This window comes from Exiguobacterium sp. PvP048, from assembly GCF_040549175.1.
GTDB lineage: Bacteria > Bacillota > Bacilli > Exiguobacteriales > Exiguobacteriaceae > Exiguobacterium_A > Exiguobacterium_A artemiae.
Window position 1 is genome coordinate 865,082 of sequence record NZ_JBEPSU010000001.1, and the last position, 14,158, is coordinate 879,239.

Sequence of the window (14,158 nt, forward strand, 5' to 3'; positions counted from 1 at the left end):
AAACACTCTTCTCCTATTGAAAAAGCAGGCACCGGGTGCCATACACTTAATCAATTCTAGCTATCGTTAAAATTCATGTCAATCGATTGGGCAAACCGACACCAAACTGTAGCTTTCTGACCGGCAAAAAAACCAGTCGGCAGCGGTATGAAGGACGTCGCTGCTGACTGGTTCCGAATGGGACAGAAGTGGAAATTCAATTGTCGTCGGCGGGGATGACAATCCCCAAATTAATAAAATACTCATCACACATAAAATCACCAGTACCATCGTGCCTTGAATCGTCTCTTTCATCTTCTCGTTGCTCTCCTCCCGCAGTTTCCTCATTTCTCCATCATACAGAATTCATGCACTGAACTCCACCAACAGATTATCAATTAATGGAAATGTTTGACGAATTGATGTATGTTTCCGTTTCTTTTTTCATTCAGACAGATTATAATGAAAGCGTTATCATTTTGTGTGTTTAGGTCAAATTAACCAGAAAAACGGACTGAAACGGACGTCTCCTGTTAGTTGTCATGTCGTCCGACCTAAGAATTTACGAATTTTACAAAAGTTTTATCGCATCATCTGCTCGGAACAACTTATAGTAGAAGAAGAGGTCAACGATCGCATTTCGACCTTGTATTCATACACCCACTTTGAAGGAGGATTTTTACGTATGTATAAATCAAAACCGCTTTACGCGGCAGCCGTCGCTGTCGCCCTGACGACATCGGCAATCGTGCCGGTTGCACAGACTACTGTATCCGCAGCAACGCATGTCAAAGTCAAAACGGTCAAACTCAAGTCACTCGTCTTCACAAAAGGTGCCCCGATCAAGTTACCTGCTACATACAAGGGCGAGAAAATCACGTGGAAAAATTATGATCGTCACATCTTTAACCGCTATCAGACGGTCAAAGGAACGTATGGCAAGAAGAAATCACCGATCGAAGTGAAAATCCTCATTCAAAACTATGCCGTCAAGTTCGTTGAAAGTGTCAAAGAACTGACAATCTATGTCGGTGAAAAACCGGAACTTCCGAAAACATTGGCTGTCCTCTATGCGACAGGCCGTGTCTACGACAAGCCGGTTCGCTGGTCGAAAGTCGATACGAGCGAAGCCGGCGTGAAATATGCCGTCGCGAGTTACACACGTCTCGGAAAAACAATCACACTCAAAGCAAAAATCAACGTCCTCGATATCAATAAAGATGATTTCTCAATCGGTTTGATGCACACGAACGATACGCACGCAAACCTTGATAAAGCACCAAAACGCGCAACCGTCATTAAAGAACTCCGCGCTGCCTATAAAGCAGACGGTACACCATCCCTATTACTTGATGCTGGAGATGTCTTCTCAGGGTCCCTTTACTTTAACAAGTTCAAAGGACAAGCCGATCTCGAGCTCATGAACTATATGAAATACGACATGATGACGTTCGGTAACCACGAGTTCGATCTTGGGGATGCGGACAACCATCTTGCCTTACAGGAATTCGTCAAGAAAGCGAAATTCCCGTTCATTACAGCGAACGTCGATTTCAGCAAAAACGAATTACTCGGTGGTCTGCAATCGAAAACGATCACAGCCGGTCCTGAAAAAGGTAAAATCTATCAAGGCATCATCAAAGAATACAAAGGTCAAAAAATCGGTTTCTTCGGTTTGACGACGGAAGAAACAGCTGACATCTCGAGCCCGGGATCTGTTGCCTTCGCCAACTACATCGACAGCGCGAAAGCGGCCGTCAAGAAACTCCAGGACCGTGGTGTTAACAAAATCGTCGCGTTGACGCACATCGGTTTTGATGACAACCCGGCTGTCGACAACGATCAGTTGCTTGCACGTAACGTCGACGGTATCGACGTCATCGTCGGTGGTCACTCGCATACGAAACTCGAAAAATTCGATGTTAAGAACGGAACAGTCGTCGATGATACGGTCGTACCGGGTAAAACAGAACCGACAATCATCGCCCAAGCCTACCAATACGGGGATTTCCTCGGGAACCTCAACCTGACTTTTGATTACAAAGGGAAATTGACAGAGTATAAAGGATCATTGATCGACGTTTCAAAAGCAGCAGAAGATGCAACGGCCGCAACGATCCTTAAACCATACGCGGATCAAATCACAGAACTGAAAAACGAAGAAGTTGGCGCGAACATCGTCAACGAACTCGCGAACCCACGAGCCGGTGATGGTTTCGCTATCAATGTCCGCAACAGCGAAACGGCACTCGGAAACCTGATCACGGACGGCATGCTCCAAAAAGCAAAAGAATACAACAAAGATACAGTCATCGCGATGCAAAACGGTGGTGGTATCCGTGCTGCAATTAACGCCGGACCACTCACAGTCGGTGAAGTCTTAACGACACTTCCGTTCGGTAACACACTTGCAACAGCGAAATTGACAGGTCAGGAAATCAAAGACCTGCTTGAAATCAGTGTTGGCGTCGCTCCAATCGAAAACGGCGGATTCCTCCACGTTTCTGGTATGAAGTTCGAGTACAGCAGCAAACTCGCAAAAGGCGACCGTGTCACGAAAGTCGAAGTCAAAAACGGCGACACGTTTGAAGCACTTGATTTAACGAAAACGTACGTCATCGCAACAAACGCCTTTACTGCTAAAGGCGGCGACGGTCTTACACCGTTCGAAGTGGCATACAAAGACGGCCGCGTGACGGATCTTGGTCTTTCAGACTGGGAAAACCTCCGCGACTTCACGAAATCACTTGGTCAAGTCAACTACTCGATCGAAGGCCGGATCGTCGATACAAAAGCAGAAACAAAATAAGTCATCAAAAAAAGACCAGGCTTACCAGCCGGTCTTTTTTGCGTCTTCAGGAGGCGAATGAGATTCCCTCCTGTTTTGTGTTCATAACGTCTGCGTCTGATTTTGTTTCAGTAAGACGATGATTTCATCCAGTTCATATTCTTCCGCCAGCATCAACGGCGTATAACCGTCACTATTCTTGAGCGAACGGTCGGCTCCCTTTTCAATCAACAGCTTGACGGTCTGCTTGCCCTCACCTTCAACGGCATGATGGAGCGGTGTATACGCTTCGTCGTCCTGTTGGTTGATATCCTCGCCCCGTTTTAAGTACAGCTCGACCAGTTCATCGTTATTGCTGTAGACCGCGGTGATGAACGGGCGTTCGCCGAAATCATTGACGGCGTCGACGTCACTTCCGGCCGCCAGCAACGCTTTAAAGACTTCTTCCAATCCCTTACTCGACTTGCGGTATCCGAGATAATGCAGGGCTGTATCTCCGTCCGCGTCAACCGCCGTCATGTCGCTTTTTGGAATCAGCATCTTGATTTCCTCGAGCGTCCCTTTCTGAATCGCCGCCATCAGCTTCGTTTCGCCTAAGTCTTCTTCTGCACCGAGCTGTTGTTCAACACCGTCGGACCAGTCCGTCAGCCATTGCGGCCATTCAGCTTGTGTCACAAAAAATAAGAAGCCGGCAAGCGCCAGACTGCTCAGGCTGACCAAAAGCCCTCGGACGATTCGTCCACGATGACGGGGAACCGTTTCCAATCCGGCAAACGTCAACCGACGGGAAGCGGACGATTGATGCCGGAACAGCTCGCTGATCGTTGCTGCAACGGACACCGGCTGCCGCTTCTGTTCGACGTAAGCCGTCATGTTCAATCGCGACCATGACAGTGGACCGACAATCATTCTTACGAGTGACGGAACACGTTCCTCTTCCGGAAGACAGGCCAGGGCGGCACGGTCCGCCGTCTCCTCACATGCCCGAATGTAAGCACTTCGCAAAAACGGTATCCAGCTTCCGAGTACCAGCAACAGCTGTTTCTCTTTATGATTTTGTTTTAAATGGACGAGCTCGCGGATCAATTCGAAACGTGTTGTTCCATCCATCGGATTATCCGCCGGCAAAACGACGAAATATTTTTGAAACACACCGATCGTCCGGGGACGTTTGATGGTTCTGTGGTTTGTCACGAAGACTTCCGGCACTTTCCAAAACCCTAATCGTTCCGCGTCCTGTCGCAAGTGTGCATAGACAACCGACTGTTGCTGTTCGCTCAGCAGAATTCCGTCTGCCCGAATCGTCATTACCCGGACGAGCTGCCACGTCCAAAGAATGCCGAGCAGAACGAGAACTGCCAGCAACAGGACAAGACCGATGATCCCGAGCGTAAACAACGCCACAATGAGTCCGCACACCGTCACTACGGTACTGATCAATAACAGCGTAAAGAGAACACGCTCCCGTCTTCCTATACGCATGTGGATGGATTGTCTTTCCTGATTTATTTCCTCACTCATCGGTTCACCTCTTTTTCCTCACTGCTCTTATCATACCGATAATTCCATAAGAGTTCCAAGGCAATTCTTGTTAATGAATAAAAACATTATTCCAGAATATATTTTAGAGATGAAAATGAATCTTTTTAAGGGATGTCTAAAGACCTATCTCTAATATAACTTACACGTAGAAATATTATATTTTTCTGATTTTTATCGTGTTATACCAACAACTCTTGTAACATTTGAAATATTAAAGCCATCCTTCTTTTGAACCATATTCCTTTTTGTCACAGGTAAGACGAAAGTCATTTATTTAAATTGCATTCCACATTTCAATACCATATAATAACTAATAGAATGAAGAATATGGGAGTGAAGTTCTTGGGATTTCTCGGAATGTTTAACAAAGAATATACTGTTCAGTACCACGTCCTTGAACAGGAAGAAGTCGTCGATACCGACCGCTTAATCATTAAAGCCGGTGACCACACTGCTGCACGTAAAAAGGCAGACACGATGCTCCGCAAACAATTCGGTCGGACACAATACAAAATCGAATGGGTCCAACGGTTTTAATCGTTGAAATACCCGATCGCCTCACGCTTGCTGAGACGATCGGGTATTTTTGTGTTCAGCTCGATTGCTGGTATTCCGATTTAACGAGCCGGTCGGCTTTCAGAAAGAGCCGCAGGGCTGTATAGAGGACGATTCCGAAGACGGCGCCACTCCCGTCGATGAGGACATCCCCGACGAGCGGGGTCCGTCCGCCGGTCAGTTGCTGATGAAACTCATCGAAGACCCCGACGGTCACTGCTGTCGTCGCTGCGAAAAAGGCAGCCGGAACAGGACGGTAGCCGCGTAAACGCAAGACATGGACAATACTTGTGCCGAGAATGAAGAACAGACCGGCATGCATTCCTTTGCGGATGAAGAATTCAAGGAAGGCTGCTGGACCAAGCGTTGCAACGCTGATCGGCACCTCATAATGAAACGAGACGAACGATAAATGATACACCCATCCGAGTGGAATATGATTCGTCAGAAACGGAATCAGTGATTGTTGCTGATACGTCATCGAACTGAATCCGAACAATAATAGTAAAATGGCTCCTGCTGCAAGATAAGCTACGGGTATACGACGCATGTTTCATCTCTCCTTCAATACTTGCCATCTTACCATGACTTTTGAGACGGGACATACGTCAAAAGACGGAGGACATGACAAAAAAATGCCTTGCTCCCGTTTGGTAGCAAGGCATGTTCGATTATGAAGCCATCGTTTTCGGTTCACGCACCAGGTGCTTGATTTCACCGAACGTCACGAATGTTTTGTTTTTCGCATCGTACAACTTATAGCGAAGCGACTTCAGACTTGAGAACAAGCCGATTGTCGTTGCTTTTTGAAGCGGTGGTGTTGCCGTATGCGCTTTTTCTAAGTTGTAGTTCGGGACACGTGGACTTAAGTGGTGAACGTGGTGGAAACCGATATTCCCCGTCACCCACTGCAAGACTTTCGGCAATTCGTAATATGAGCTGCCTTCGATCGCGGCCTTGACGTAATCCCATTCGCTCTCATCTTCGAAATACGAGTCTTCAAACGTATGCTGGACGTAGAACAACCAAATCCCAAGCACGCCGGCCGTGAACATCGTTGTTCCCTGGATGATCAGGAACGCCTGCCATCCGACAAAGTAAATCAGGATACCGTATAAGACGATCAGTGACGCATTAATGACATGCGTGTTGATCCGTTCTTTTTTCCGGGCATCTTTTCGGTTAAAGCGGCTGACGACTAAAATCAACAGGAGTGGTCCGAGACCAAACATGACGAGCGGATTGCGGTAGAGACGGTATTTCAGACGCGTCCATTTTGACGCTTCGATATATTCTTCAATCGTCATGACCCAAATATCACCGACACCGCGTTTATCCAAGTTCCCGCTGGATGCGTGGTGAATCGAGTGTTCCCGTTTCCACTTTTCGTACGGGAACAGGGTCAGAATGCCTGTAATCGTTCCGACGATTGCGTTGGCCTTTTTGTTTTTGAAGAATGACCCGTGTGTACAGTCGTGGAAGATGATGAACATCCGGACGACGAAACCGGCTGCGACGATCGCAAGCGGAACAGCGAGCCAAACGGAAATCTGTAAGGCCTGATAGGCCAGGAACCAGGCGACGAGAAACGGCAGGATCGTATTGATCATTTGCCGGACGCTTGATTTGACGTCTGCCTTCTCAAAAGGCGAAACGGTCTTGCGAAGCTGGGCGATTTTTTCTTTACTCATGTGTTGCTTCCTCCTCGAATTCGTACAGCGTTCACGACGCTACAATGAAATGAACTTGATATGAAACCTGTAAACGGCGTTCGTGACGGTGAATTCGTAACATCCACATGAAGATCGACCCGACCGATATAGTTAAACGCTTGAATATTTTTATTACCAGGTAATTATAGCACATAAAAAATCGGATTGAATATTAAATTCTGATATCATTCGAATTATTTAAGGTCAGACGGTCGTAAAATTATTTTATAAACAGAAGTGATTTTTAAGATAATTGTATCAGTTAACAATTTTTTAAATTTGTTTATTATTTCGTAAGATATCGCTACTAAATTTCATTCAAAAACAAATCCCTTCTTTACCAATAATTACTGTATTATTATCATGATAAAGTAATTATTTCCCTTAATAAGAAAGGACGTTTTATATGACGATACCAACTAATTCATCAACTGATTTTTTCGAGAACTGGGTAGAAGACAATAGTAATTTTTTAAATGAGTTACACAACCCTACAACAGAGGATACAAAATCTTTTTATGAACGTTTTAAAAACTCCGGTGTGTTCGGTGAATCTTTAACTGTCTCTACAATTAAGGAAACAATGTTATCAAACGATCCCAAACGTAAGATTGTCAGAATGCTTGTAATGAAGCCAACTCCTAATGGCTACGTCCCCTGTCCACACCCAATTGATACAAATCGTTCATGGGAAATTTCAAGCATTTGTCCAAGTACGCTTGATGTTACCGACTCTATATACTACACATGTAGTTATACACATATGCGCAACACACGGACACTTAACGAGTTACTGACATTTATACCGAATTCACTTACTCCTGTTACTCTCAATCTCCCTGACAGACTTAGGTTAGTTGGTGGTAACACATTAGTACAAGCAGCAGAAGATGCCTTCGGCACGGATATTTCAACTGTCGTTGTAGAACAAGTTTTGCGCTTAAAGGAAGAAGAAATCGCGGCTTCACTCGAGAGCTTAGACACTGAACGTAAACAGCACGAATCGGAAAAAAAAGAGCTTGAATCGGAACTCCAACAGATTCAAGAAAAATTTAACGAAACTAAAAATCGCTTGAGCGAAAAAACTAAAGAACTTACTCGTGAAGAAAATCGACTCCTTGAACTTTTGACTGAAGTTCGTTTAAGCGAAGTTTTAGATGAAGAAAATGTACCATTGCTTCCATTCGAACAGGAGAACATTCTTCCAACACTACAGTCACTTTTTTATCATAATAATGAAAGTGCGCTTCTTTATCCTCTAGACAAGATCGAGTTATTTTTAAGAGCGATTCAGACCAATTTGTTACTCATTTTGAACGGTCCTTCTGGTACCGGTAAATCAAGCCTTGTCCATGCTTTCGCTAGTGCTTTCAAAGGAGCAAAAGCAACCATTGTACCAGTACAATCGAGCTGGACAGATAAACAAGATTTGCTTGGTTACTTCAGCCCAAGTGAGCGCCGCTATGTGGAAACACCTTTTTTACGAGCACTTCTTGATGCTAAAGAAACAGACGGACTTCATTTGATTTGCCTTGACGAAATGAACTTGTCTCATGTTGAATATTACTTTGCTGAATTTCTGAGTTTACGCGAACAAAAAAATCCAACCGTGCCACTTTATCCTTTCCATTACTTTAAAGAAGCGAAAGATTTTTGTCTCACATACGAAAGTATGAGTGAAACTACTTATGTAGAAGACATTCGATATCGAGATGCTTTGGCCTTAATTTCTTATCCTTCGAAACTTGCTATACCGGATAATGTTCGCTTCATCGGTACGCTAAATATGGATCATACTGTTAAACCACTTAGCCCGAAAGTCATCGATCGAAGTCTCTTACTTGAGCTTGATCATGTCGCTTTAGATGAAGAAACAATAGAACGAATTAAGTCGTTACCACTCACTGGTCGTTTGGACGCACCACTTTCTCTTCTCACGACTCCCTCTAATCAAGTCGAGGAAGTTGAAGAGTATGCTGACTTAATCATTGATCTATCAAAAGGACTTGATTCGATTCCTGATGCCAGAATCAACGCCCGCGGACGTCAACAAATGATTCGTTATCTACAATACAGTAATTTGAATGAGCAGACCCTTGATCTTTTATTACAAGCGAAACTTTTGCCGCGCCTGCATTTCTCAACAAGAAATGAAGCCGCAATGAATGCTTTTAATGCATTTTTGAGAACAATTTCAAAATATCCGGATACATTACGTCGTCTTGAACACATGAAAGATGACGGACGTTACATTAATTTCTTCAAGTGAGGTGAAAGATTAGATGAAATTATTTGAAATCATCGTGTCTCGTCCGCGCTTACGTTCACAAATGAGTCAAGTACAGATGACACAACTACCGTCCATCCACGAAATGTTTGATCAAATATTCATACCAGTTGAGCCAACCATCTCTGTTCAATCTGAACTTCAAAAAAAAGATGATATCTACCGTAGTCAAGAATATACTCGTAGAACTAATCGTCTCGTTCAAATCGGTATAGAAATAGATGCTGCTCGTATTTCTGTAAAAGGAATGCCAGAAATTTCTTTTGTTCAAGCCACAGGTCATAAAAATCTATGGTACGAAGCAAGTGACCTTTGGTACAATGATGGATTTTTAACATCACAGTCTGCTCGTTTCGGAATGAATGCGTGCGGCCGTTTCATTGTAGAAGCCTATGACACAAATGACGTGTTGATTGCTCAGCAAACTGTCATCATCTATCCACAAACTATGTCCTTCGAACAATATGAGACTATGCAGGCTGAAGTTCGTGAGTTGTTTCGAATTTTAGACACACGACCTGCCGAGTCTGAAAACGAACGTGAAGTGCTTCATTCACTCTTTCCTCTCGATGCAATCGAGCGACATGTCAGTGACCTACGTTTGGCACTGAATGAGATCATCGATGCACCTATGGAGGGATTGAAATCCAGTGAAGTGTTGCTTGCACCTGAACGTATCAAACGATGGACAAGCAAGACACTCATTGAGCATGAGAGAAGAAAAGGACAACCGAAAATAAGGGCAGATGTTTCCTCACGACATACTAATATACCGGAACATCATATGATCCGAACCATGTTAGAGTCTATTTCAGAGCTACTCAAACAAGCTGAGACAATTGAAACGAGTAAGATTTTTTCTCTTACACACGAAGAGTCAGAACGTCGTTCAAAACTAGGAGCTCTTCGCGAGGAGAACGGTGTTACAGAAGCTCTTGCAAGACGACATGAGCGTACAAGAAAAGAACTCGAACGGTTTTCGAAACGAACGGCTCGCTTGCGACAATTAATAACTCTTATGGATTCGTTTCTTTCCACTCAATTATTCGAGGTATTTCCAATGGAAATCGAAGAAACACATATTTTTATCCATGACGCCAGATATCGAGAGGTTTTCGAACTGTACGAGAACATACAAATGTTGTTGCCGCAGCTAAATCCGCGGAAACAAGCTTTTATACAGCAAATGACTAATTCTCCTTTGCTCTTCGAAGTTTGGACATTATTGCAACTATGTACCGCACTTCAGGAACTTCGCTTTAAGACAAAGGATTATTCCATCACCGACTTACTTTTTGACTACTATGAGCAACGGATGACATTAAGTGGTATTGAACTGAATTTTTATCACCCATACACACAAGACTTAATCTGGCTCGCTTATGAACGTGAGGTTTTTCTCCAAAACCACCAGAAGCGTAAACCTGACTTCTTATTGTCTTATGGCCATGCTGAAACACAAACACGTAATGTTCATGTGCTAGATGCAAAATACAAACCGTACGGATCATTCCCAGAAAGTGTACTCTTAGAAGATTTCAATCGTTCTGCCAGAAGGTATACCGATGATTTCATAAACGAAGGACTACCAATGAAAAGTGCAACACTTATTCACAGTGATGTGGTTTCCGGCGCTCACCATTGGAACGCACGCCTTGACGGCGGACTCCATACCTACTCTCACTTCCCTATTGCCCCTGGTCAAAAGGAACATCTAAACACCTATATCAAACGTCTGCTTCATCATCATAATAACCGTCATGAAGTATGTCCTTCTTGTGGTAATGTAACCGAAGGAGTTCCAACGTTAAAAACAAATTCGGATGAAGCCTATAAGTGGACCTATATTTGTACGTGTGATGAAGTTTGGGTCGATAACATTTGTAAGCACAGAAGACACCATACACCTTCTAGCTTACGCAATGTACGTCTACTGAAATACGCAACAGGCAATTACAATTGGCAGGTTGGAGAGTCCTGGGATGTTTACTGCCCAGTCTGCGATCACAGTCATAGTGGGCATCAGTATTATCCAGACTTGAGAGGACAAAGAGAAGGCGAATTTTACGCTTTTTAGATTGATGAAAGTCTCTCCCAAATGGGAGGACTTTTTTTAGATGTAATGAAATTTAATGGACTTACTTGGAGGAAACAAAATGATTAAACGTACAGTAAGACTTTTTCTCAGCACCTGCTTTTTTTGTCTGCTATGGTGTAGTAACGCAAATGCTGAAGCACACATGAATCCGGTCAAGCCAACTGATATGACCGTTACGGGAACAGCAAAAGCAAATCAAAAATTAATGTTATTCCATCGAGAAGCTTGGCTTAAAACACGAGCTGATGAAAAAGGAATATTTCGTTTTGACCTCTTATCTTCAGCCGGTCAACGGACAATGTATCTTGAAAGTGAAGAAGATGGGGACTTCGTGCACGAGGAATCGTTGATACCGGAACCGGATGAAATAGAACCCCCGCTCTATCTTGGTAAACGTGACGGAGAATGGATCTTCTATGGTAGCACGGGTGAATTGTCCGTTTTAATCGATGGAAAAGTGTACAGCAGCCATGAATTACTGCACGTACCGGTGACAGATGCAAAAGAAGCAAAAGCATATATCGAAAACAACGGGAAACGGAGCAAAATCACAATCCTTGATTTGACACGTGTTCCAATGGTTCCATTCACGCTAACTGAATCACCAGCAGACGGGCGGCGAATTACAGGAAAAACCCTTCCGTATCAATCCATCAAGATTACCTATACTGGGGTTAATATTCCAGATTACCAAGGACCGATAAACTTTGATCAAAGTATTATAGCAGATGAAGATGGGAATTTTGATTCTCCACTCACAGTCCCGTTACTTTATCGAAATGGTGTAAGCTATCAGCTTTCACTTCCAAATGTGGGAAGTGATGCCGTACTAACGAACATGAATGGTGAAAAACAGCCTTTAACAGTTCCTAAGGTCGATTCCTTGCATCCGGTAACAACTGTATCTGAAGATCATTTTTGGCTTACGAGTGACATCAAAGGGATGACCTATCCAAATCACAACATCTATTTAAAGAAAAAAGACGGAACGCTTAAATTGTGTACCAATTCTAATCATGAAGGATACTTCAGTTGTCTTTATGACTCTGACACTTTTCCGGTAGAACTGTTTGTTTTCTCTCCTGACGGTGAACTGGTCGTGACAAAAAAGTAGAAGTCGCAGCAAACGCTTATGATCGGTGGAGTATCAAAATCGACCCTATTACCAATGAGACAGAAAGTTTGACCGGTACAGCATTACCTCATTCCACGCTTACCATCAGTTACTATGGAGAAAATCCTTTTACTCTTAAAACACATGCTGATGAAGTTGGAAATTTCCAAGTCAATGTCCCGAGAAGAGCCGGTGGAACATATGTAGTGACTGGAAAATCTACGTATCGTGGTATCAGCTATAAGGCAATGTCTGAAAGCCGTTCCGTATATGATATCCGCCCAATTTCTACACCTACCTATACCTTTTTTGACGGCATGCTGGTCGTCTATGCCCAACACAAGAAGCTAACCACTTTGAGTGCTGAATTGTCCATTATCCGTACAGATGGATCATTCAAATCTCGAAGTATACCGATGTCCGGATCCTCAGGTCAACTATCCACACAACCGTTTATACTGAACGAAGGAGACCTTTTTACGATTTATTTGAAAGACAGCTCCGGCATGAATTCATCCAGTATTTCAGGGAAATACATTCCATTAGAGCAACCGGTACTTGAAGAACTGACAAATCGGTCGACCGAAATCACCGGAATCACTGCGCCTAACCTGTTGCTCTACTATGTCATGTACATCGACGAAAAAGAAAAACGCGTCACAACGACAAGTAATGATAAGGGAGAATTCCGTCTCCCAATCAATGCAAATTATTTTCCACGGCAGATATTTATCGAAACCCAAGATCATTTGTATATGGTGTCTGTAAACTTATTTTATAAAGATTTACCGCCACCCGATACGACTCCACCAACGTTAAATGTTAGACGCTTTAACCAGCATAGCACTTCATTTTCTTGGACGAATACGGATGCAACCTTCTTGACGTTCCGCTTCTATTACCGCAACGGTACAGTGGAAGAGGAAGTTCGACATGATGTGTCGCCAGAAGGCACTTGGATTCATAATAAAAACTTATTTGACATCGATCAAGTCGAGTTCACTGCAACAGATGAAGCAGGTAACACTTCAAAATCACTGTTCTTAAAACCGATTGACACGACTCCACCTTCATCCGCAAAAGTCAATCATGCTTATCCGGGTGAAACCTTCATCACCGGAACCGCAGAAATGGACTCGACCGTACAGGTGACCTATGGCGGAAAAATCTACAAAAATCAAACAAACAAAGATGGTAAGTTCTCCGTCCAAGTTCCTGTTCTCCGGACAGGAGATCTCGTATCCGTCAAGGTGCTTGATGAAGCAGGAAACCTTAGCAATAACCCGACTAAAATAAAAATCATCGGCGTAACAAAAATGATGTTGTCACCGGATCGAAAGACTTTGACGATGGAAACGAATGCAAGTTACTGGAATCAACTGCACTTCCGCGTGGAAGGTTCGGTCAAGGTCTCTAACACATCTGTTCGGGAACAGAAATGGAGCTACCAGTTAAAAAACCCGTTACCGAACCATGCCGTCGTCCGTGTCCATATCACGAATTTCGAGGGAACCGTGTTCAGCACATTCGAACATAAGTTTTCCGATACGATTAATCCGGCAGTACCAATACTATTACCTGTAACGACAAAGTCTGTTTCCATCACAGGAACAGCTGAACCGTTTTCGACAGTCATTCTGACGTTTAACGGCAAAGCCTATCAAACGCTAGTGGATGCCAAGGGACGTTTCTCACTCTCGCAAAAAGGATTCATCGCTGGAACGACCGTGTCGGCAATTACACGTGACACAGCCGGAAACGTGTCATCACGAATGAATACAAAAGTAAGCGGTATCTTATCACTCGGTACGACTAAGCTTACGAGCCGCTCGACTTCTCTTTCAAGTCAAACTACCCCTACAGCTACACTGATATTGTATAAGTCAGGAAAACAAATTCAACGTGTCACAGCAAACAAGACGGGCACTTTCAAGCTGAATTTACCTAAACAAAAAGCAGGAACAAAATTGATTTTAAAAGTAACAAAACCGAATTATACAACGCTTGTCAGAACAATCACTGTCTCAAAATAATCGAAAGAGCGCGAAGGCTGACTATAACTAAGCTCAGCTTTCGTGCTCTT

Annotated in this window: 10 protein-coding genes; 6 read left to right on the forward strand and 4 right to left on the reverse strand. The window is 43.6% G+C overall.

What is annotated here, in order from left to right:
* Nucleotides 1-78: 78 nt before the first annotated feature.
* Nucleotides 79-294, reverse strand: a complete 216-nt coding sequence (locus ABIC15_RS04300; protein WP_012371456.1) for a hypothetical protein — start codon at nucleotides 292-294, stop codon at nucleotides 79-81.
* Between the two features lie 370 nt (nucleotides 295-664).
* Here ABIC15_RS04300 and ABIC15_RS04305 point away from each other — a divergent pair, with 370 nt between their 5' ends.
* Nucleotides 665-2,788: a 5'-nucleotidase C-terminal domain-containing protein gene (locus tag ABIC15_RS04305; protein WP_354019807.1), complete on the forward strand. Its 2,124-nt coding sequence runs from the start codon at nucleotides 665-667 to the stop codon at nucleotides 2,786-2,788.
* 81 nt (nucleotides 2,789-2,869) lie between these two features.
* Here ABIC15_RS04305 and ABIC15_RS04310 read toward each other — a convergent pair whose 3' ends face one another.
* Nucleotides 2,870-4,288 (reverse strand): ankyrin repeat domain-containing protein, encoded by a 1,419-nt coding sequence (locus ABIC15_RS04310; protein WP_354019808.1) that lies wholly within the window; start codon nucleotides 4,286-4,288, stop codon nucleotides 2,870-2,872.
* A gap of 378 nt (nucleotides 4,289-4,666) precedes the next feature.
* Between ABIC15_RS04310 and ABIC15_RS04315 the strand changes: the two genes are divergently transcribed.
* The gene (locus ABIC15_RS04315) at nucleotides 4,667-4,846 is read left to right on the forward strand and encodes a hypothetical protein (RefSeq protein ID WP_012371459.1); all 180 of its coding nucleotides are present in this window, start codon (nucleotides 4,667-4,669) and stop codon (nucleotides 4,844-4,846) included.
* Nucleotides 4,847-4,901: 55 nt separating this feature from the next.
* On the opposite strand, the gene ABIC15_RS04320 is transcribed toward ABIC15_RS04315, so the two are convergent.
* Complete coding sequence (locus ABIC15_RS04320) at nucleotides 4,902-5,414, reverse strand: VanZ family protein (protein ID WP_354019809.1); 513 nt, start codon at nucleotides 5,412-5,414, stop codon at nucleotides 4,902-4,904.
* Nucleotides 5,415-5,535: 121 nt separating this feature from the next.
* The gene (gene desA / locus ABIC15_RS04325; protein WP_354019810.1) at nucleotides 5,536-6,555 is read right to left on the reverse strand and encodes a Delta(5) desaturase DesA; all 1,020 of its coding nucleotides are present in this window, start codon (nucleotides 6,553-6,555) and stop codon (nucleotides 5,536-5,538) included.
* Nucleotides 6,556-6,982: 427 nt separating this feature from the next.
* Between desA and ABIC15_RS04330 the strand changes: the two genes are divergently transcribed.
* The 4 genes from ABIC15_RS04330 (at nucleotide 6,983) to ABIC15_RS04345 (ending at nucleotide 14,108) form a co-directional block, all read left to right on the forward strand.
* Nucleotides 6,983-8,845 carry an McrB family protein gene (locus tag ABIC15_RS04330; RefSeq protein ID WP_354019811.1) on the forward strand — a complete coding sequence of 621 codons (1,863 nt, stop codon included), beginning with the start codon at nucleotides 6,983-6,985 and terminating at the stop codon, nucleotides 8,843-8,845.
* A gap of 13 nt (nucleotides 8,846-8,858) precedes the next feature.
* Nucleotides 8,859-10,940, forward strand: coding sequence for a nuclease domain-containing protein (locus ABIC15_RS04335; RefSeq protein WP_354019812.1), 2,082 nt, complete (start codon nucleotides 8,859-8,861; stop codon nucleotides 10,938-10,940).
* Nucleotides 10,941-11,019: 79 nt separating this feature from the next.
* On the forward strand, nucleotides 11,020-12,075 hold the full coding sequence (locus tag ABIC15_RS04340) for a hypothetical protein (RefSeq protein WP_354019813.1): 1,056 nt from the start codon (nucleotides 11,020-11,022) through the stop codon (nucleotides 12,073-12,075).
* Nucleotides 12,076-12,581: 506 nt separating this feature from the next.
* Nucleotides 12,582-14,108 carry an Ig-like domain-containing protein gene (locus ABIC15_RS04345; RefSeq protein ID WP_354019814.1) on the forward strand — a complete coding sequence of 509 codons (1,527 nt, stop codon included), beginning with the start codon at nucleotides 12,582-12,584 and terminating at the stop codon, nucleotides 14,106-14,108.
* Nucleotides 14,109-14,158 lie beyond the last annotated feature (50 nt).

Excerpts from the sequence above, each read along its gene's own strand:
- ABIC15_RS04300 (WP_012371456.1), bottom strand. The coding sequence starts at position 294 with ATGAAAGAGACGATTCAAGGCACGATGGTACTGGTGATTTTATGTGTG.
- ABIC15_RS04305 (WP_354019807.1), top strand. The coding sequence starts at position 665 with ATGTATAAATCAAAACCGCTTTACGCGGCAGCCGTCGCTGTCGCCCTG.
- ABIC15_RS04310 (WP_354019808.1), bottom strand. The coding sequence starts at position 4,288 with ATGAGTGAGGAAATAAATCAGGAAAGACAATCCATCCACATGCGTATA.
- ABIC15_RS04315 (WP_012371459.1), top strand. The coding sequence starts at position 4,667 with ATGTTTAACAAAGAATATACTGTTCAGTACCACGTCCTTGAACAGGAA.
- ABIC15_RS04320 (WP_354019809.1), bottom strand. The coding sequence starts at position 5,414 with ATGCGTCGTATACCCGTAGCTTATCTTGCAGCAGGAGCCATTTTACTA.
- desA (WP_354019810.1), bottom strand. The coding sequence starts at position 6,555 with ATGAGTAAAGAAAAAATCGCCCAGCTTCGCAAGACCGTTTCGCCTTTT.
- ABIC15_RS04330 (WP_354019811.1), top strand. The coding sequence starts at position 6,983 with ATGACGATACCAACTAATTCATCAACTGATTTTTTCGAGAACTGGGTA.
- ABIC15_RS04335 (WP_354019812.1), top strand. The coding sequence starts at position 8,859 with ATGAAATTATTTGAAATCATCGTGTCTCGTCCGCGCTTACGTTCACAA.
- ABIC15_RS04340 (WP_354019813.1), top strand. The coding sequence starts at position 11,020 with ATGATTAAACGTACAGTAAGACTTTTTCTCAGCACCTGCTTTTTTTGT.
- ABIC15_RS04345 (WP_354019814.1), top strand. The coding sequence starts at position 12,582 with ATGAATTCATCCAGTATTTCAGGGAAATACATTCCATTAGAGCAACCG.